We start from the raw sequence: 19944 nt of genomic DNA on the forward strand, positions 1-19944 counted from the left end.
CTTGGCCTATTGATTATCCCCTACTCAATATTCTCCAATAATTTTCCAAGAGCTTGAGTTGTTTTAAGTGTAGATTGAAAGATATTGGTCTTGTTTCCTCCCTGGCCCAAAGGTCTTGCTGGGTCTTGTCTATTCCCTGCTACTGTAGAAGAAGAGGCGGTCATGCTTACAGGATTTGATGTTGTTGTTATCTTCCCTTCTTGATGGCCAGCTTCTTGTAACAAATCCTGCATGGCCATGGAAACGCCTTGTGCCGCATTATAGAGATCTGCTTGAGTGGGGCCGCTCCCTTGACTACTTAAAGGAGTAGAAATCTCTTTCCTTCCAGGAACATTACCAATAAAAGCAATAATACCTCCTGATCCTGTTCTAGCGCGAAAATCTTTTATAAGGCCACCGAGGTTAGGACCACCGTTTTGTGAAACAAGGAAACCTTGTTTGTCAAATGATTGGTCGAGGTGCGCACGTAATTTAGGGAGTAACTCCTCTAATGTGCCTCCAGGCATTTGGTTTCCACCTCCTCCTCCACTTGAAGGAGTATTCCCTCCTCTCCCACTTGTTAAGGTTGAGGTTGCTGCGTGATTAGTCGTTCTTGGCGTTGTCGTTGTGGGTTTAGGAGGAGGTGTGGGAAGAAGCTTTCCTAGCCCAGATAACAAATTTGTGTTATTAACTCCGTCTCCTGAGAAGCTTGATCGATAGCGGGAGGATACTATAGTGTTCTCAGCATGTCCTTTCGTTTCTATATCATTAATAACATTGCCAAGCGTTTGGTTAGCATGGAGAACACCATCTGTAGAGCCACCATTTTCGCCTGGATAAACAGTGTCTAGATGTTTACGTACAGCTTTGAGAATGTCCGGTCCAGAGGGCCCTCCGTCACCGCCTTCTGTAGAGTTTTTACTACCAATTTTCGAAGAATCGGTACCTGGAGATGTGTTGTTAGCTTCTCCAACAGAGGAATCTGTGTCAGATACATCATCTGTAGAGCTTGTTTCATTAGAGGAGTCTGATTCTGAAACGCCTTCAGTAGATCCTGCGTTATCTCCGGAAGAAACGATAGTATCCTGAGCGGAACCTTTAGTTTCCATATCATTAATAACATTACCAAGCGTTTGGTTAGCATGGAGAACACCATCTGTAGAGCCACCATTTTCGCCTGGATAAACAGTGTCTAGATGTTTACGTACAGCTTTGAGAATGTCTGGAGTGAAAGGACTGCCATCGTTAGAGTCTATTGTAGAGTCTGTATCAGATAGATCTTCTCCGATTCCAGAGTCTGCATCTGTCTCATAATCAGTTTCTTTTATTTCTGTTGCATCTTCTGAGGGTCCTGCAACATCATCATTAGAAGGCAATTCTTCATGAGATGTAACTAAGGTCTCCTCTAAAGGTGAGTCATCTCTGTCAACGCTATCTAAATCATTTGTATCTGTAGATGTATCGGTGCTAGAAGTTGTTCCTGTACCTGAAGTAGATACATTGGTATCTCCAATGGAAACGTTAGTTCCTCCAACGTTAACGTTGACATTGATGATAGGTTGATTAGGTCCGGATGAATAGCCGTCGGACATTGTAGCACCAGGTGTCTCATTAGAGAATGAGATCCCATCATTAGCGTTTCCGTCTGAGGAAGCTCCCCAATTGATTTTGTTAAATGGATTTTGCTGTTCAAAGATCTTTCCGAAATCTACTTGATGTCCACGTCTCCAAGCAGAAGGAGTATAATCGTTACCGGCTTCTCTGTTGTTCCAAGGCCCGTAGGCTACACATGTTTTAAATTTATTGTTAATGATAATTTTTTCTGGAACATTCCCACCGCTTACTAATCCCGCCTTATTTGAGACCAAAGGATCCACACGATTGCTCCAGTCAGAAGAGAATTTATTGAATCCTGTGCAGAATTTTGCGCACATATTCTCAAGATTTTTGATATCTAGGTCCTCTTTAGTTTTTCCATTTTGGACCTTCATGGAACAAACTTGTTCCCATTTTCCATTGGGAATGAAAATGAAACTACTTCTGGCTGTATCTATAAAGACTAAATGTCCGGAGTTTTCGACTATTTTCGATTTAACGTTAGGATTGGAAAGGAAGCTTAAGATAGAATTTTTGTCTGCAGGATTGTAAGTCGGAAGAGACATATTTGGTAGTCCCTCAGGCCCAGGGGAAATCACGTTTTCGTTACGAGGGCCTCCAATTGTATAAGACTGAGATTGCAATTGGTTAAGAGGAGATGATTCACTGTTTCCTTGAGTATTTCCTGCTTTTGGAGCTTCTTTAGATATTTCGGTTGTATTAGACCTGCCACCATCCTCAATACCGTCAGGGCCGGATTCAGCGGTTTGATAATCGCTGGAAACGCTTGCCTCCGATTCTGTAGAGGTTGTTTGCGGAGAATCTTCTGAGGAAGATGCTCGATGATTAACTACATTAGAGGTTTTAGTTGATGTCGCTGTAGCTTCCGTGGAAGAAGAAGAGGTTGTTACTGTAACTGTTGTAGGGGTAGGGTTATTCAGATGAGAGATTGTGCTTTCGCCGCTCGTTTGGATAATAGGAGTAGAAACTGTAGATGTTGTTGTTGCTGTTTGTGTGACGTTAGCTCCTGCTGATGTGGACACAGAAGACGTGCCTAAAGATCCAGTTGCACCGGTTGTTGTGGTAGTGGGTGTAGTAATGGGTTGAAACCCGGAACCGGATATAGAATTCGTCATAATTACAAATTAATAAAACAACAAACAATTTAATTAGATTTTAAAAATTTGTTTTTATTAATTGCCACAAAGTTTGTTTTTAAAACGTTTTTAAATTCAACAAGCCTTTGTTTATTAATAGGATGTTTTTTAGAAAAATAAAGTTTTCGTGAAAAATAACAGCTTACCGGGTAACGTTTGTGAAGAATGGCAATAGAAGGAACTGAAATGCCTGCTATCAAGGTTTTTGGAGAGACAGTTTTACGGGGATCTGTAAAAGTATCAGGAGCAAAAAATGCTACAACTAAACTACTTGTTGCTTCTTTGCTTTCTAATAAACGCACAATTTTGAAAAATGTTCCCAATATTGAAGATGTTCGACAAACTGTTGAGTTGTGCCGAGCTTTAGGGGCTATTATAGATTGGGATCACGAAGCACAAGTGATTGAAATTTATACGCCGCGCATTTTGCTATCGAAGGTTCCTTCACAGTTTTCTTGTGTAAACCGGATCCCTATTTTACTGTTAGGGGCTTTGTTACGTCGTTGTCCTTATGGAATCTTTGTTCCTATGCTGGGAGGAGATGCTATAGGTCCACGCACGTTGCATTTTCATCTAGAGGGGCTTAAGAAGCTTGGAGCTGAAATTAAGGTCAGTGAAGAAGGGTATTGGGCGGCAGCTCCAGATGGTCTTGTTGGAGCTCACATTGTCCTTCCTTATCCCTCTGTAGGAGCTACAGAAAACCTTATTCTTGCGTCTGTTTGTGCTCAAGGGAGAACGATGATTAAAAATGCTGCCCTTGAATTAGAAATTCTCGATTTAATTGTGTTCTTACAAAAAGCTGGAGTAGAAATCACTACGGATAATGATAGGACGATTGAAGTCTTTGGGTGCCAAGATTTTTATTCGGTTGAGCATTCTATCATCCCTGATAAAATTGAAGCTGCCTCGTTTGGTATGGCTGCCGTTGTTTCTCAAGGAAGAGTTTTTGTAGAAGATGCCCGCCATGAGCATATGATCCCGTTCTTAAAAGCTTTAAGGTCCATTGGTGGGGGATTCTCTGTTCGTGAGAATGGGATTGAGTTTTTTTATAATAAACCCTTGAAAGGAGGAGTTCTTTTAGAAACGGATGTGCATCCTGGGTTTATTACAGATTGGCAGCAACCATTTGCTGTTTTACTTTCTCAAGCTCAAGGATGTTCTGTTATCCACGAAACGGTTCATGAGAATAGGTTAGGTTACTTGAATGGCTTAGTTAAAATGGGGGCTCATTGTGACCTATTTCATGAGTGTTTGAGTGCTAAGTCTTGTCGATATTCTACAGGAAATCATCCGCACAGTGCGGTGATTCACGGTCCTACTCCCTTAAAAGGAGTAGACTTGGTCATCCCTGACTTGCGTGCAGGATTTGCCTACGTAATGGCAGCCCTCATCACTACTGAAGGCAGTGTCTCTCGGATTGAAAATACAAGAATGTTAGACCGAGGATACACTGACTGGAAAGGGAAGTTAGAAAGATTAGGAGCTAAAATACTTACAGAGAAAGAAGAATGTGTCTGAGAGAGCCCACATCAACTTTCTTTTAGATTTTAGTTCTTACAGATGGTTCAAAGTTTTTAGCCCTAACAGATGCATACCTGTTGACAAGGTTTTTTCCGTAAGTCCACATAGATTCAGGCGTTCTTGCTCATAGGTAGACCCCTCGATGTGACAATCTCGGAAGAATGCATTAAATTTATTCGTCAGCATATAGAGATAATCAGTCAGAAAATGAGGACAAAGTTCTCTTAGGGTTAGGTCTAACACTTCAGGGAAGCGTAATAATGCCAGGGCCAAAGCTTCTTCCGACGGTTCTTGAATAGATAGTGGTCCTTTTTCTGGGAGAGCATCTAGCTTCATTCTGCGTTTAATTCCTTGAATACGCACGTAGGCATACAGAAGAGACATAGCTGTATTCCCTTCAAAGCACAACATTTTCTCAAAAGAGAACACATAATCATTGATCCTATGAGAAGAAAGATCCGCGTATTTAATTGCGTTGATGCCAAGGATAGGGCCCTGATAAGCCAGCTCTTCTTCTGAAATTTCCGGACGATGCGTTTTTAAAGATTCTTTGGCTTTTTCAATAGCTGTATCTAACAATTCTTTGAGTTTGATATTTTCTCCCGACCGTGTTTTGAACTTTCTCCCTTGGGCATCCAAGACTAGTCCAAATCCTACATGTGAAAAAATTCCTTTACTAGGAAGATAGCCTGCGGCTAAACAGGTTGCTTCTAATAACTGGAAGTGTAGGGATTGACCGGAGTCCGTAACGATGAGAATTCTATCAGCTTGATCTTGTTGTACTCGATAGCGCATAGCGGCAACATCTGTGGTTGCATAATTGTATCCGCCATCACTTTTTTGAATCATTAAAGGGATAGAGAAGGTTTCATGAAAAACACATTTTGCACCATCAGAAATGGTCACAAGATTTTTAGATTCAAGGTCGGAGACAACTTCTGCTAAAAAAGGATTATAGAAAGATTCTCCACGAGTATAAAGTTCTACATCTAATAGGGTATAAATCGTTTGAAAAGATTTTTCTGAAACATCACAGATTTGTTTCCACAATGAAAGCGCTTGAGAGTCTCCAGACTGTAAGGCAACAACATTGTGTTGGGAGCGTTTTTTAAATTCAGGATCTTCAGCAAAGCGTCTATGAGCTTTTTTGTATAATTCTGTGAGATCTTCTAGCTGATGAATCTCTGCTTGTGTAGTCTCTTGTAGGTAAGTGATGAGCATACCGAAAGCAGTTCCCCAATCCCCAATATGATTCAAGCGAAGGACGTCATGGCCGACAAAAGCAAAACAGCGGGCTAGGCAGTCTCCTATGATTGTAGAACGAAGATGCCCTACGTGCATATCTTTAGCAATATTGGGAGAAGAGAAATCAATAACGACTTTTTGAGGGGAAGAAACACGAAATCCATTGGCTAATTCTTGAGAAAAGAGCTGGAGTCGATCAACTAGGAATTCTTTAGAAAAGGTAAAATTGATAAACCCAGCCCCAGCAATTTCTATAGAAGAAAAAGGGGCTTCAGGAATTTGAGAAACGATGTTTTCAGCAATTGTACGAGGGGATCGATGTAACACGCGCGCAAGTTTCATGGCATCATTACACTGATAATGCCCAAAATGATCTTTAGTAGATGGGGTAATATCAAGAGTAAGTTCCTCCAATTCAGGGAAAGCTTGGTGAATCGCTGAGGAACATAGCGAGGTTAGAAAAGAGAGAAGTGTTGTCATACAAATCTAAAAAAACTAGGGGATTTCTCCAATACATCCTTGTTGGAACCAGGTACGAAGCTCCGTGATTTTAGCCATGATGCGGTCAGTCGCCAGTTGATAAGCCTCTTTTTTATCAATAGCTGGGTTGTCAATGAGATCTTGGAATGAAATAGGCGTGCCTATCACTGTAGTTAAAGTCTTCCAAAATCTAGGGAATTTATGGTTCCTTCCGAAAGCTTCAAGAGTTCCCGCAACATAGACAGGGATAACAGGAACGCGACCTTTGATAGCGAGTAAACCTACGCCTAACTTTCCTTGGTGCAATTCTCCATCAGCGTGGCGAGTTCCTTCTGGGTAAATAACGAGCTTATCTTTATGTGAAAAGATACTTAAAGCAGTTTTAAAGGCCGCAGCATTTCCTGCATTTCTATTGATTGGATAGCAGCCCAATTCGCGGAAAAGCCAATTAGTGAAAGCATTGGCAAACAATCCAGATTTAGCCAAATGATAAACCTTACCAGGGAAGGAAAGGGGCACTACTAAGGGGTCTAAAAAGGAAACATGATTAGCTGCAATAATAGCAGCCCCTTTCACGACAGCACTAGCTTTCGATCTCAATATTTTTCTTCTGTAAAACAGAGAAAATAGTAGGCGAACAATGCTCTTTGCAATAGTAAAAATCATGTTAAACGGGAGCGTATCAAAGGTAAGATTTTCTCTAGAATTTGGCTTATTGTCAAATCAGAAGAGTCGATAACTATGGCATCTTGTGGGATTACAAGAGGATCAAGCTCTCTTTGTTGATCGGCTTCGTCACGTGCTATGAGTTCTGCTGTCAAGGCTTCTTGAGATAAAAAACCTTCGGGAAGGTCTTTTAGACGTCGTTGTGCACGAACTTCTGGTTTGGCTGTTAAGAAAATTTTGATTTCGGCGCTAGGGAATACCTTCGATCCCATATCACGGCCTTCGAATACACAACTTCCTACTTCAGCATATTTTTTTTGTAGAGTCTGCATGTAGGTGCGGACTTGGGGCTCTTTAGAGAAAAGGGATGCAAAATTGGCTACTTCTTGAGTTGTTAATTCAGAAGTTAAGAGGCGATCTTCATAGAAGGCTTGTAAAGGAGAGTTTTTGGAAAAAGAGAAAGAAAAAGGAGGAGAAGCAAGAAAATCTTTTAAAGGGATATTTTGCCAGTTAGGTTGCAGACGAGCATAAGCTAGAGTGCGATACATGACTCCCGTATTGCAATAGTTAAAATGTAACGCATGGGCTAATGCTTTTGCTAACGTACTTTTCCCTGTCCCTGAAGGACCATCTATAGTTACAATCATCCTAAAAATATTCCATGTTGAGTAATAAGAAGGATGGCGTAAACAATTGGAGTTGCAAGAAGTAGGGAATCTAAAACATCTAACATTCCCCCGATGGATTCCAAATCACTACTGTTTTTTATTTGTGCGTCGCGTTTGAATATTGACTCAATAATATCCCCAAAAAAACCACTAATTCCTAGCACAACACCCAAGGCGACTAGGATCCAAGGCATAGCAATTTGATCTGCGAAAGCTTTGGGAAGATGAGAATAGAAAAGTAGACTAACTAGGATAGAACCCATACACCCTGCAATGAAGCCAATAACAGTTTTGTTTGGACTAATTACTGGCGCGATCCGTCTTTTTCCAAAAGCTTTCCCAAAAAAATACCCAAAAATGTCTGAACTTTTTGTTGTAGCGATAAGGAAAATAGCCCACCAAATTCCTATAAAAGGGGTGTCAGTATGAACGAATCCGTAAAGGATATGAATAAACAAACGGATGGGCACAGATACATAAAGCATGCAGAACAAGGCTAAGCCAGTAGATCCTATAGGGCCGAGTTTGTAATAGCGACTTTTGAATATAAGGCGAATAGTCCAGAGGAATAGGAAAAACCAGGGGATTAAGTCAACATGGTTCGGAAGAAGCATTTTGCAACGAGTTGTGAGGCAAGTTAGAGCAATGAAAATGGCAGAGCCCATGGCACTATATCGAGTAAAAGAAAAGGGGAATTTCATTCTTGTCATAGAAGCCATTTCATAAGTGCCAATAGCTGCACAGGATGATGAAAGAAGACCTACGATGAAAGCTGAGCTAGGATACAAAGACGTACAAAGAAGAATCACAAGGAAAATGAGCAAAATAGAGTGGACGACTAAGCGCTGACAAAAATCGCTCTGAAAAATGGAGTTTTGATCCGAATCAAACATAGCGTCTATTTACCTCCGCGTCTTGAGCGTTGTTGGTATGTTTTGATAGCTTCTAGCAAGTCATTAGCCGTAAAATCAGGCCATAACACATCAGTCACATAAAGTTCCGTATAAGCTATTTGCCATAAGAGAAAATTACTGACACGCATTTCACCCCCTGTACGAATAAGCAAATCTGGGTCGGGAATGCCGGATGTATCTAAGTAAGAGCTAATAAGATCTTCAGAAATTTCATTCACTGAGATCTTTTTATTAGTAAGATCCTGATGTAATTCTTTGAATGCACGAACCAATTCATCTTTACTTCCATAGTTGATTGCAAAAATCAATTCCATACGGGAATAATGAGCTGTTGCAGCAGCAGCTTTCTTAATATTGCTTTGTAATTCTTTAGGAAGTTTAGATAAGTTTCCAATGCAGCGTAAGCGAATCTCTCGTTGATGTAAAAAAGAGAGCTGACTACGTAACTGCGAGTTAAATAAAGAAAATAATTCTGTTACTTCGGACTTCGATCTAGAAAAATTTTCAGTAGAAAAAGCGAACAATGTAAGAACTTCTAATCCCAAATGTAGGGCTGTGTCAACAATTTGCGGTATGCTATCAGCGCCCCGACGGTGACCGGATATAGCGTGTTGCTTACAAAACTGTTCATGTTTTTTTTGCCAGCGGCGATTTCCATCCATGATAATGGCGATATGTTTAGGGAGAGAGGTTCTCTGGGGGAAATTCTCTTGAAGCGGGCTCGCCTGTTCTAAAGCTAGAGACATACGCAGTCTGACATTCTTGTAATGCTGGAGATTTGGCTATTCCTTTTGGGATTGGGTGATCCACATCCTGTTAGTTTCTAAGAAACGACCTTCACGCCGCAAAAGAAAGAACGGTTTTTTGGGAGATCGTTCTTAGAACTTAGAGCAGGGATAGTACTCGTAGATAATGATTATTATCAAGTCTCCTCTAAAGAGAGGAGGGAGCTTTTTTAGAGATGTGTTAGAGAAAATAAAGTAAAAATTTTAGTTTTCAAACTTTGTTTTGGTGGTTGCAGTTTAGCAGCTAGGTTTGATAGAATAGTCGGCTCCCATTCCATTGTTTTTTGAGAGCAAATATCTCAAACTCTATTTTCGATTGAACATGCTTCTGAGTGAATCTAGATTCCTGGGGGAAAGCCCTGTGGGCCTGCCGTGAAAATAGCAGTTTTTTTATAGTAATTAGCAAGGAAATAATATGAATTTGTCAGAAGTAAGCAATAGCTTAACCTCTCTTTTTTCTCGAAAACATTCAATACCTGAAAAATCTTTTATCTCCTCGCACTGTGTACAATTAACGGGCTGGTTGCAAAAAATAGTTCCTGCATTAATTGCCATGCTAGGGGTTTCTATTTTCGGTTGCAGTATTCTTGCTTTTTGCACATGCATGACTGTTTTGCCGGGAGTCAGTTTAGTCATACTAGGTTCATTGCTTCTTTATTGGGCATATCACCAGATTGCGAGTATGCATGTTAATATGGCGGTTGCTTTCAACTCTTTTTCCTCTTCTTCTGAAAGATCTATTCAATAAAGATGCTATGAGAAAGAGAAGCTTTTTAGAATGTTTAAAAGCTTTTCTATGTTCGTAATTACCCTTGATTATAAACGTTACAAAAAACATACTGAGCTACAATTTTTTTGACGTAAATAAAGGGTATAGTCTAGGAGAAAATTCCTTCCTCAGGGCCCCAGCGCAAGTGCAGATTTTAGTTAGTTTTATTAGGTGTTTGTGGGCTCACGCTTTGGTTAGTCACCGCAAAGCATGGCTAGACCCAATTTTATCTCTAAACGTCAAAAAATGGGAAAGATTCTGGGTTCCTTCTCTTGTTATTGAAAGGACTTTCTTTTCCAAACACATGTTTCGAAGAGCCTAGAATTTCCTTTCTGCTGCTTTAGCGTAGGGCTGGGTAGCCACATTCGCAGAACTCACGAATAACGAAGAGCCTCATAATGAAGCGTAATTTTAAGCGGAATCTCAGTATCATCATTTTTGTTTTTGCTTTGGCTTTGTATCATGTTTTGCCCACTTGTCTATACTATTCACGCCCTTTGAATAGAAAAATAGACGGGCGAGAGGCTCAAAGGATAATAGAGAATTTAACGGAACAAGTTGCGGATGTAAGAAGTGATTTAACGATTCGTCTTACAAAAATTTTATCTACACTTAAGTTGCGAGGGAAAATAAAGCAACATCCAAGTATCCCTGGTGTAGTTAATGTTCATTTCCCTTCCAAAGAGGATGCTGCTGTCTTCATTGATAATGTTGTGCATGGAGAGCCTTCCGTCCCTATTAAGTCGGCAAGACTGTATGTTTTGGGAAGTTCTGAATTAGTCGGAGAGACGGTTGTTCAAGTTTCTGGAAGTTTAGTTACTTCTTTGACAGAAGAAGATCTCTCTTTCGTTCCATATGAAGACAAAGATACCGTTGTTTCACAAGAACTGAGAACTATCGCTACAAATTTATTCGTCGAATCGGAGCGAGCTTGCGAATGTGGGTATGGCTTCCTGTGGGATTCTATGCCGATTGAAAAAATCTCTCACATAGCAAGGAGTATCTGTTCTGATTTGCGGCTGTTACCAGCTGGAAAGACTCAAGCTTTCTTATCACGATTTTTTAGTACAGAACGAGATTTTACAGCGTTTTTAGCTAGATTGGAGAAAGCACTGCAATACGATGAGGTTAAAGAATATCGCGAAGAACTTAAAGAGGCCTCTCATTTTCTTCATTCTAGGAATTTGCGTTGGAGTGAGGTAAGTCCGAAAGTTGTTGGGAATGTTGTTGATTGTAGTAAGTTAGCTACTTGCTTTTCTTCAACATCTTTGACCACAGACGGGGAATTATTATTCCATTTCGATCCTGAAGTCCTTACCAAGCGTCAGCAGCTAGTGGGCGATGAGCGGTTAGAATTAGAGCGTCTTTTTGTAACGGAGAAACAGCACATAGCTGCCTGCTTGAATCGTCCTGTTGAAGAAACCGAGTTCGGCTTTGTTACACAACTAAGAGACAAGACTGCTAGTGGTAGGATTGTTTTACAAGGACATAAGATTTGTCAACGGATAGTTGAGCACTTGACAGCATTAGTTCTCAATCGTCCTGTTGCAGAAACGTGTGATTTGTCACCAGAAAACTTTCCTATTTATAGCAGAGAGCCTTCAGATAATGATGCTTTAGGTTGTTTTATTTTTTCTCCAGATAAGAGCTGTCGGCATTTTTCCAAAGGCTCCGTGTATGTTGTTTTCAAAGGGTTACGTTCAATTATTGCAAAGTATGAAAATGCGGGTGTTCAAGAAGCTACTCTTCTACAACAAGATCTAAAGAATTTATATGCATGTTTTGTTCATACAGACGCAGTTTCTTGGAGTCTAGGGGATGATCGTATTCTAGAAATTAAAGAGCCTTTGCAACGAGTTATTCAGATTTGGGGGGAAGAATTTGTTCAAAGTTTTGGAGAAGCAGCTCTTGAGGTTCGGGATATTCGTGATCGTTTGGCTGTAGTGAATCGTATTGAAAAGTCTCGACATGCAGAGCTCGTACGCTGGGATGAGCAGTATCGTCAGGCGCAATGTTCTATGAATCCTCAAGCACGTTTGCGAGCTGCTATTCCTTATAAGAATGTTTTTATTGAAAACTTTAAGTTGAATACAAGGAAATATTCTCGTGGTGATCATGTTTTGCGTTTTGGAACCGATTTTGTGGGAGGGAAGCAGATTCGATTAGCTTTCCGAGATCACCGAGGGAACCTTCTAACAGATAAGGAAGGAATTGATAAAGTATCGGATGAGTTGTACGCCCGGTTAAACAAACTCGGAGTATCTGAGATAGGGATGCAAAGAGAAGGGGATCACATACAGGTCAGCGTTCCTGGAGCTGCAAATATTTCTTCTGCAGATATCTTGGGGATTTCAAAAATGGCCTTTCATGTTGTGAACGAACAATTCTCCTTAAAAGGTCCTTTGGGTCATGAAGTACAAACTTTTTTGGACTACCTCTGGTTTACAGCAAGAAGTCTTGATGAGGCCTCTCCTAAAGGGATCAATCGTTTAGCAGGAGCTATTTTCCAAGGAGATAAGGAAAAGATTCCTACAAATGTTCGTGTTGCTGTCGAAAAACTAAAAGAAGCCGGATTAAATTTCACAAGTGATTTGGAAGGTAGTTCCTCTTGTTTAGACACCCAATACTCAATGATTGCTATAGAGAAGGAATGGGGAGAACGGGTTAACCCTCTCATGATTGTCTTTAGAAATCATGCTTTGGAAGGTGCTTCTCTTAAAAATATTCGTCCAGAATTCGCCGTAGGAGAAGGGTATGTTCTGAATTTTGGTGTTAAGGACAAGGCTTTCTCATTAGACAGTACAGAAACACCTGTTCAGCGATTCCATGCTTGGACATCAAAATTCTGCCAAGAGGGAGTTAGTGGAACAAAAAACAGCCTTTTCTCTGGAGGAAGGGGATGGCGTATGGCTGTTGTTTTGGATGGGTATGTAATTAGTGATCCTGTATTAAATGTCCCTCTCAAGGATCGTGCGAGCGTCTCTGGGAATTTTTCTTATAGGGAAGTAAATCGTTTGGCTGCAGATCTGAAATCTGGAGCGATGTCTTTTATTCCGGAAATTTTAAGTGAGGAAGTAGTTTCTCCAGAATTAGGTAACTCTCAGCGTTTACAAGGTATTCTTTCTGTAGGATTGGGGCTTTTGGTTCTTATTGTACTGATGAGTGTTTATTATAAATTTGGGGGTGTGATTGCTTCAGGGGCGGTTCTACTCAATCTACTGCTTATTTGGGCCTCTATGCAGTATTTGGATGCCCCGCTTACCCTATCTGGGTTAGCTGGAATTATCCTAGCAATGGGGATGGCTGTAGATGCAAATGTTCTGGTTTTTGAGAGAATTCGAGAAGAATATCTATTGACTAGAAGCCTGTCAGAGTCAGTAGAAGCCGGTTATAAGAAGGCTTTTAGCGCAATTTTCGACTCTAACTTAACTACTATTTTGGCTTCCGCTTTGCTTCTTATGTTGGATACAGGTCCTATCAAGGGATTTGCTCTAACCTTGATCATTGGAATTTTCTCGTCAATGTTCACAGCTTTATTTATGACGAAATTCTTTTTTGTAATTTGGGTACGGAAAACAAGAGAAACCCAATTGCATATGATGAATAAATTTATTGGGATCAAACACAATTTCTTAAAAGAATGTAAGCGTCTATGGGTGGTCTCAGGAACTGTAATCGTTTTAGGCTGTATGGGATTAGGTTTTGGAGCATGGGACTCTATTCTAGGGATGGATTTTAAAGGAGGGTATGCGCTGACTTTAGATTCTGATGTTTGTGAATATAATCCAGAACAGATGTGTTCTGTGTTAAAAACCCGATTCCAACAAATTGGCCTATCCTCTCGTGACTATCGTGTGCGTAAAGCAGATGGCTCTGGAAAAATTAAAATTTATCTCTCGCAGCATGCCTTAGATCGCGTTGAGCAGATCGAAGGAGGAGGACAGAAAGGGGCGGACTATCACCTTGCTCGGGTTCTGCAAGTGTTATCGGATTCAGGGAATTCTAATTTTTCTAAAGCGTTTGATACTTCTCTAGGTAGTTGGTTTAAGGTAAGCGGACAGCTTTCGCATAAGATGCGTACACAGGCAATAATCGCGTTATTTGGAGCTTTAGGAATTATCCTGCTTTATGTTAGCTTGCGTTTTGAGTGGAGATATGCCTTCAGTGCAATTTGTGCTTTAATGCATGATTTGTTAGCAACCTGTGCTGTTTTAGTGGCTCTGCATTTCTTTTTACAAAGAATACAGATCGATCTACAAGCAATAGGCGCGTTGATGACAGTATTGGGATATTCTTTGAACAATACTTTAATTATTTTTGATCGTATTCGGGAAGATCGACGCGAGAAGTTATTCACACCTATGACTGTATTAATTAATGATGCCTTACAGAAGACTTTAGGACGTACAGTCATGACTACTGCAACTACTTTATCTGTATTGATCATTTTGTTGTTTGTTGGAGGAGGCTCTATTTTCAATTTCGCATTTATTATGACGGTAGGGATCTTATTGGGAACGCTATCTTCTCTGTATATAGCTCCTCCACTCCTCTTATTTATGGTGCGAAAGGAAGAACATAGCTCCTTGAATGAATAGCGAAAGACGTTTGGATGCTTAATTCTAGGGAATTTGGTATTCATTACAGGACTATTTTAGGGCTCCTTTCCTCCTGAAGGAGGAGGAGCTTTTTTTTAAATGGAGCTCCCTCCGATATTTGAGAGTATATGGAAAAAGATGATAGTTTATCCGCCCTTGGACAAAAATGGGCTTATCCTAAGCGTGATGAAGTTTTCGAGAAGAAGATCGTAAAAGAGTTTCGGATTCATCCTTCTATCGCTCAGGTGCTTGTGTCTCGAGGGTTTCAATCTATCTCATCTGTTCAAGATTTTCTTTATCCACAACTCTCTTCCTTACACCCTACCTCCTTATTTTTAGATATGGAAAAAGCTGTGTCTCGCCTGCTGAAAGCTAGGGATGATGAGGAGCATGTGATGATCTATGGAGACGGAGATGTTGATGGTATAACTGGAGTAACTCTTATTGTTGAATTCTTACAAATTTTAGGGGTAAGAACGAGTTATTGCTGTTCCGGGACATTATTTAAACAACACGGAGAAATAACATCTTTGATTTCCCAGATGCATCAGGATAATATTTCCCTATTGATTACTGTAGATTGTGGAATTACAGCAGGGAAGGAAGTCCAGGCGATTAGTAAGCAGGGGATAGATGTTATTGTTACTGATCATCATACGCCTACAGGGAAACTTCCTCACTGCATTGCAATGCTGAATCCTAAATTAGATAAAAATCCTTATCCAAATAAAGAGCTTACCGGAGTTGGGGTTGCTTTTAAGCTCGTATGTGCAACTTATGAGAAGCTGATTAAGCAAGATGCTTCTTGGAAAGATAAAATAGATCTTACTCATTTTTTAGATCTTGTGAGTCTAGGAACCATTGCTGATGTTGGTAAGCTTTCTGGTGAAAATCGTGTATTGGTTTCTTATGGCATCAAAGAAATTGAGAAAGGGAAGCGACTGGGATTAAAAAAGTTGTGTTCTTTGTCTGGAGTTGATAAGTCTGAAATTTCATCAACCAATTTAGGGATTAGAATTACTCCTAAACTCAATAGCCTGGGGAGATTAGCAGATTCTAGTCAGGGAGTCAGGTTACTTTTATCTAAAGATTCAAAGAAGATTGGGACAATTATTTCGGAGCTGACTGCCGTCAATCTAGAGCGGCAGAGGATAGAGGCTGAAGTGCTTCGTGATGTGGAAAGAATTCTAGCTATGAATCCTAAACTCACTGCTCAATCAGCCATTGTATTGGCTTCTCCAAATTGGCACTCTAGAGTCATTCCTATTATTTCTGCGCGTTTAGCTCGTACCTACAATAAACCTGTAGTTATTATCGCTCTTCAGGACGGTATAGGGAAAGGGTCTTTACGTACAATAGGGTCTTTTCCTTTATTAGGCGTACTTCGTAAATGTGAATCTTTCTTTTTATCTTATGGAGGACATGATTTTGCTGCAGGCCTCATGATTAAAGAGGAGCAGGTGGAAGGTTTTAGGAAAAAGTTTATTCATTTAGTGAGCTCTTCTTTAAGGAAAGACGATGCTATGCTGACTCTCCCTGTGGATGCCTGTATGGATTTTTCTCATATCAACCGAGATTTGATCTCGTCTATGGAGTTGCTCGAACCTTTTGGGAAAGGGAATTTGTCCCCTGTGTTTTATACCAAAGCAATACAAGTTCGTTATCCGAAATTATTGGCTGGGAATCACGTTAAATTATACCTCAATAGTGGAGAAAGAAACTTAGAAGGTACAGCCTTTGGTCAAGGAGATAAGATTGGGTTGCTCAAGGCCCATTGGAATATGCCCATAGATATTGCCTATACATTGCGTATTATGAGGCGATCTGCTCGCGGAGCGATCCGCCTTTTAATTCAGGATTTTCGCATACAGTCTCCATGTTTAACCTCAGAAAATGATGAGGATTTTAGCTAATAGGAGATCGTTTATTCCCGGCTTATGCAAAGATTTTTTTATTCTTTTCTGAACAAACGGCAAAAAAATTTTTGAAAGTCTCTTCTCTAAGGACGAATTGTAAAAATTTTTAAGAAAGTTTGTTTCAAAAATAGCATTTATTACAAACTGCTTGATTAATAAGTTTTTTGTTGGGAAAATGTTACTTTCTTTTTTTAAGGAATTTGTGATTTTTGATAAGCGTTTACCATTTTAGAGGAAAAAAGAACGCATAGTGAGTGGGTTCGTTGTGGAAATTAGAGGGCCTTTATTCACAAATCTAAAGTGGGAATAAAGTTTGTTTTTAAGTGGACGGGGGAGGACTAAACAGTTATATGGAATGCTTACAACAAGATGCATGGGCCGAAGTAGGACAAGTTCAGAATCAGCAACAGGAAGAGCATCAGGATGGGAATGCGGTTCCTAATGCTTCGCAAAAAGTGTCGATTACTCAGGCTGCTAAGCTGCATAACGTAACTCGCCAAGCTATTTATGTTGCGATTAAGCAGAAGAAATTAAAAGCATCGAAAACGACTCGCTGGGAAATTGATCTGCAGGATTTAGAAGATTACAGACGCAAACGCTACTCGCGGGCTAATTCCACCTATCAGGGAGAGTTGCTCTTTGATAATGAGAAAGGCTTTTATTCTGTAGGCCAAGTGGCTTCCATGTTGAATGTTCCAGAACAAAAGATCTACTATGCTACGCGTATTGGTGCAATGAAGGGAGAGCGAAGAGGATCTGCCTGGGTTATTCATATCTCAGAAGTTGATAGATATCGAAATGATTATCTTAAGAAGGAAGCTGATCGTAAAGGAAAGAGCTTAGCCGCTATGCAAGAAGGGCTTAGTTCTTTAGGAGCGGATCCAGAGAATTTTATTTCATAGGGATCCTTTTTGCTAAATTTTATTATATGAATGCCTCCTTTGGAATCCTGAGGGAGGCTTTTTTGTGAAGAAGAGTTTTTCTAAGACTCTTCTTTTTCGTTTTGTTAAAAAGTCGCCAAGAATCATTCTCTTTTGGTATTGTGTAAGGCAACATAGGGCTTTGAGCGGTCCGATTTTATGCCTGACAAGATAAGAAACAGGAACCCTTAGAAATAGGGAAGTTCGTTTCATAAAGATAGAAAAGTTTCCTTTCTCTGGTTAGTAGCGAATGATTTTCCAAAATGTACGCGTTAGAGTAGCCCCTTCTCCTACAGGAGACCCTCATGTAGGAACAGCCTATATGGCTTTGTTTAATGAGGTTTTTGCGAGAAAATTTAATGGAAAAATGATTTTGAGAATTGAGGATACGGATCAAACTCGAAGTCGTGATGATTATGAAAAAAATATTTTCTTAGCTCTTAAATGGTGTGGAATTCAATGGGACGAAGGGCCAGATGTCGGTGGAGCTTATGGGCCCTATCGCCAGTCAGAGAGAACAGAGATATATAAAAAATACGCAGAAATTCTTTTACAAACGGATTACGCATATAAATGTTTTGCTACACCTCAAGAATTGCAGGAGATGCGGGCTGTAGCCAGTACTTTGGGGTACAGGGGAGGATACGATCGACGGTATCGTTATCTGTCTGCAGAGGAAGTTCGAGAGAGAGAAGAACAAGGACAGCCATATACAATCCGTTTGAAGGTACCTTTGACGGGAGAGAGTATTTTTGAAGATCAGTGCAAGGGACGTGTGGTATTCCCTTGGGCGGATGTAGATGATCAAGTTTTGGTGAAGTCGGACGGGTTCCCAACTTACCATTTTGCTAACGTGGTTGATGATCATTTGATGGGAATCACACACGTGTTAAGAGGTGAGGAATGGCTAAGCTCTACTCCCAAACATCTATTGCTTTATCAAGCTTTTGGATGGGAGCCTCCTCAGTTTTTCCATATGCCGCTTTTGCTGAATCCTGATGGAAGTAAGTTGTCTAAAAGAAAGAATCCTACTTCTATTTTCTATTACCGAGATGCTGGGTATAAAAAAGAGGCATTTGTAAATTTCCTTACTCTGATGGGATATAGTATGGAGGGGGACGAGGAGATTTATTCCACTCAGAGATTAATTGAAGCTTTTGATCCTAAACGTATTGGAAAGTCGGGTGCTGTTTTTGATATCCGTAAGCTAGATTGGATGAATAAACATTATCTCAATCACGAGGGATCCCCGGAGAGCCTTTTAAAAGAGCTGAAAGAGTGGTTGTGGAATGATGAATTTTTACTCAAAATTCTTCCTCTTTGTCAGACGCGTGTTACGACGTTGGCTGATTTTGTTGGGTTAACAAGCTTCTTTTTCACCGCAATTCCACAGTATACAAAGGAGAAGTTGTTGCCGACTTCACTTAAGCAAGATCAGGCAGCGGTAATGCTTTATAGCTTAGTTAAGTATTTAGAAAAGAAAGATATATGGGAGAAAGACTTCTTTTATCAAGGATCTAAGTGGTTAGCTGAAGCTTTTCAGGTTCATCACAAAAAGTCTGTAATCCCTTTATTATATGTAGCTGTTACTGGAGAAAGGCAGGGATTGCCTCTATTTGATTCCATGGAATTGCTAGGAAAAGCTCGGACGAGAGCGCGGCTTACTCATGCCCAAAATCTACTCGGGGGAGTTGTGAAGAAAGTACAGCAGCAGGTTGATAAAGCCTTGCAAGAGCAAAAGTTTGAAGAAATCCGTTTTTTAGAATTCTAGATTTTGAGAAAGTTTCTCAGAATCCACTGCTGGGGATTTTGTAGAAAAGGTGTTTTCAAATACAGCCTGGGCAAGGGAAAAACCTAAAGTTTGGGCGTGTTTGAAAAGGGGCGAGCACTTTTGTGCCAGGATATACTCTCTTTTAGGAGGCTCGTAGGAGCATCCCTGTGTCAATAGGGCTGTTGCTGCTGTAAAAAAAAGGAAAAATCTTCTCATTATTTATCTCCCCCGATTTTTACATATTACATAGTTAGTAAGTTTGTTATCTATAACTTAGATAAAAATAATTTTTTTCTATATTTTCATTTTTTTATTTCATTTTCTTTTACAAAGTCTTTAACTCACTGAAATATATTGTTTTGTTTAGTTTGTTTTTAACAAAAGAACAGTTTGTTAGAAGATAGTTTGTTTTAAAAAACATTTGATATAATTTTTATTTTATAATGTAATATTGTCTATGAGGGCAGGCTTCTTTTATTTAAAAGAATTGCTTTTGTCGATAAAAGAAGCTTCAAGAAGCCCTTTTCTAGAAAGGAGTCTGGAAGTTATGAAAAAAACTGCTTTACTCGCTGCTTTGTGCAGTGTTGTTTCCTTAAGTAGTTGTTGTCGTATCGTTGACTGTTGCTTCGAAGATCCATGCGCACCTATGAAATGTTCCCCTTGTGAGTCTAAGAAGAAAGAGGTAGACGGTAGTTGCAACTCTTGTAACGGGTATGTCCCAGCTTGCAAACCTTGCGGGGGAGATGTACATCATGAGGCCAAACAAGGTCCTCAGGCTAAAGGCATTCCAGCTGATAGCAGATGCAGACAATAGGTAGCGCGAATTAAGAGCCTACCCACAACAGACGTAGTTAGTAAGGAAAAGTACTTCCTTACTAACTATTTCGGCTAAAAGAAGAATGTTGAGGGTAAAAGTTAGTTAATAACAATTTCTACCCGATGGCAGACAAAAAATAATC

General features: G+C 40.1%; 14 protein-coding genes. 7 read left to right on the plus strand and 7 right to left on the minus strand.

Annotated elements, in window-relative coordinates:
- Positions 1-20: 20 nt before the first annotated feature.
- Positions 21-2711, minus strand: coding sequence for a type III secretion system actin-recruiting effector Tarp (tarP, locus tag IJ490_RS02415; protein ID WP_291893215.1), 2691 nt, complete (start codon positions 2709-2711; stop codon positions 21-23).
- 207 nt (positions 2712-2918) lie between these two features.
- Here tarP and murA point away from each other — a divergent pair, with 207 nt between their 5' ends.
- Positions 2919-4250 carry a UDP-N-acetylglucosamine 1-carboxyvinyltransferase gene (gene murA, locus IJ490_RS02420; protein ID WP_291893218.1) on the plus strand — a complete coding sequence of 444 codons (1332 nt, stop codon included), beginning with the start codon at positions 2919-2921 and terminating at the stop codon, positions 4248-4250.
- Positions 4251-4286: 36 nt separating this feature from the next.
- Here murA and argS read toward each other — a convergent pair whose 3' ends face one another.
- From argS to IJ490_RS02445, 5 genes are read right to left on the minus strand one after another with little or no spacing between them, the layout of a single operon-like run.
- Positions 4287-5978, minus strand: a complete 1692-nt coding sequence (gene argS / locus IJ490_RS02425) for an arginine--tRNA ligase (protein ID WP_291893222.1) — start codon at positions 5976-5978, stop codon at positions 4287-4289.
- A gap of 15 nt (positions 5979-5993) precedes the next feature.
- Positions 5994-6644: a lysophospholipid acyltransferase family protein gene (locus IJ490_RS02430; RefSeq protein ID WP_291893224.1), complete on the minus strand. Its 651-nt coding sequence runs from the start codon at positions 6642-6644 to the stop codon at positions 5994-5996.
- The gene (gene cmk / locus IJ490_RS02435) at positions 6641-7291 is read right to left on the minus strand and encodes a (d)CMP kinase (protein ID WP_291893227.1); all 651 of its coding nucleotides are present in this window, start codon (positions 7289-7291) and stop codon (positions 6641-6643) included. Before cmk ends, IJ490_RS02430 begins: the two co-directional genes overlap by 4 nt.
- Positions 7288-8205 (minus strand): phosphatidate cytidylyltransferase, encoded by a 918-nt coding sequence (locus tag IJ490_RS02440; protein ID WP_291893230.1) that lies wholly within the window; start codon positions 8203-8205, stop codon positions 7288-7290. Before IJ490_RS02440 ends, cmk begins: the two co-directional genes overlap by 4 nt.
- 5 nt (positions 8206-8210) lie before the next feature.
- Positions 8211-8972 (minus strand): isoprenyl transferase, encoded by a 762-nt coding sequence (locus tag IJ490_RS02445; protein WP_291893233.1) that lies wholly within the window; start codon positions 8970-8972, stop codon positions 8211-8213.
- A gap of 454 nt (positions 8973-9426) precedes the next feature.
- Here IJ490_RS02445 and IJ490_RS02450 point away from each other — a divergent pair, with 454 nt between their 5' ends.
- From IJ490_RS02450 to gltX, 5 genes are all read left to right on the plus strand, one after another.
- A complete protein-coding gene (locus IJ490_RS02450) occupies positions 9427-9759 on the plus strand; it encodes a hypothetical protein (RefSeq protein WP_291893236.1) in 333 nt (110 codons plus the stop codon).
- 419 nt (positions 9760-10178) lie between these two features.
- Positions 10179-14378, plus strand: coding sequence for a protein translocase subunit SecD (gene secD, locus IJ490_RS02455; RefSeq protein WP_291893239.1), 4200 nt, complete (start codon positions 10179-10181; stop codon positions 14376-14378).
- A gap of 128 nt (positions 14379-14506) precedes the next feature.
- Complete coding sequence (recJ, locus tag IJ490_RS02460) at positions 14507-16291, plus strand: single-stranded-DNA-specific exonuclease RecJ (protein ID WP_291893244.1); 1785 nt, start codon at positions 14507-14509, stop codon at positions 16289-16291.
- A 353-nt stretch (positions 16292-16644) separates the two neighbouring features.
- A complete protein-coding gene (locus tag IJ490_RS02465; RefSeq protein ID WP_291893247.1) occupies positions 16645-17196 on the plus strand; it encodes a helix-turn-helix domain-containing protein in 552 nt (183 codons plus the stop codon).
- 268 nt (positions 17197-17464) lie between these two features.
- The gene (gene gltX, locus IJ490_RS02470; protein ID WP_291893249.1) at positions 17465-18985 is read left to right on the plus strand and encodes a glutamate--tRNA ligase; all 1521 of its coding nucleotides are present in this window, start codon (positions 17465-17467) and stop codon (positions 18983-18985) included.
- Here the strand turns inward: gltX and IJ490_RS02475 are convergent.
- Entirely contained in the window at positions 18974-19201 is a 228-nt protein-coding gene (locus tag IJ490_RS02475; RefSeq protein ID WP_291893252.1) for a hypothetical protein, read from the minus strand. The two genes, gltX and IJ490_RS02475, sit on opposite strands and share 12 nt — an antisense overlap.
- 331 nt (positions 19202-19532) lie before the next feature.
- Here IJ490_RS02475 and IJ490_RS02480 point away from each other — a divergent pair, with 331 nt between their 5' ends.
- Positions 19533-19799 (plus strand): small cysteine-rich outer membrane protein, encoded by a 267-nt coding sequence (locus IJ490_RS02480; RefSeq protein ID WP_291893255.1) that lies wholly within the window; start codon positions 19533-19535, stop codon positions 19797-19799.
- The last annotated feature ends 145 nt before the right edge of the window (positions 19800-19944 follow it).

It is taken from the genome of Chlamydia sp. (assembly GCF_017472245.1).
In the GTDB taxonomy this organism is placed as follows: Bacteria; Chlamydiota; Chlamydiia; order Chlamydiales; family Chlamydiaceae; genus Chlamydia.

What these genes read in the sequence shown, in the direction of transcription:
- IJ490_RS02480 (WP_291893255.1), top strand. Translation starts at nt 19,533, where the DNA reads ATGAAAAAAACTGCTTTACTCGCTGCTTTGTGCAGTGTTGTTTCCTTA.
- IJ490_RS02475 (WP_291893252.1), bottom strand. Translation starts at nt 19,201, where the DNA reads ATGAGAAGATTTTTCCTTTTTTTTACAGCAGCAACAGCCCTATTGACA.
- tarP (WP_291893215.1), bottom strand. Translation starts at nt 2,711, where the DNA reads ATGACGAATTCTATATCCGGTTCCGGGTTTCAACCCATTACTACACCC.
- IJ490_RS02465 (WP_291893247.1), top strand. Translation starts at nt 16,645, where the DNA reads ATGGAATGCTTACAACAAGATGCATGGGCCGAAGTAGGACAAGTTCAG.
- recJ (WP_291893244.1), top strand. Translation starts at nt 14,507, where the DNA reads ATGGAAAAAGATGATAGTTTATCCGCCCTTGGACAAAAATGGGCTTAT.
- IJ490_RS02450 (WP_291893236.1), top strand. Translation starts at nt 9,427, where the DNA reads ATGAATTTGTCAGAAGTAAGCAATAGCTTAACCTCTCTTTTTTCTCGA.
- IJ490_RS02440 (WP_291893230.1), bottom strand. Translation starts at nt 8,205, where the DNA reads ATGTTTGATTCGGATCAAAACTCCATTTTTCAGAGCGATTTTTGTCAG.
- murA (WP_291893218.1), top strand. Translation starts at nt 2,919, where the DNA reads ATGCCTGCTATCAAGGTTTTTGGAGAGACAGTTTTACGGGGATCTGTA.
- gltX (WP_291893249.1), top strand. Translation starts at nt 17,465, where the DNA reads ATGATTTTCCAAAATGTACGCGTTAGAGTAGCCCCTTCTCCTACAGGA.
- secD (WP_291893239.1), top strand. Translation starts at nt 10,179, where the DNA reads ATGAAGCGTAATTTTAAGCGGAATCTCAGTATCATCATTTTTGTTTTT.
- argS (WP_291893222.1), bottom strand. Translation starts at nt 5,978, where the DNA reads ATGACAACACTTCTCTCTTTTCTAACCTCGCTATGTTCCTCAGCGATT.
- IJ490_RS02445 (WP_291893233.1), bottom strand. Translation starts at nt 8,972, where the DNA reads ATGTCTCTAGCTTTAGAACAGGCGAGCCCGCTTCAAGAGAATTTCCCC.
- cmk (WP_291893227.1), bottom strand. Translation starts at nt 7,291, where the DNA reads ATGATTGTAACTATAGATGGTCCTTCAGGGACAGGGAAAAGTACGTTA.
- IJ490_RS02430 (WP_291893224.1), bottom strand. Translation starts at nt 6,644, where the DNA reads ATGATTTTTACTATTGCAAAGAGCATTGTTCGCCTACTATTTTCTCTG.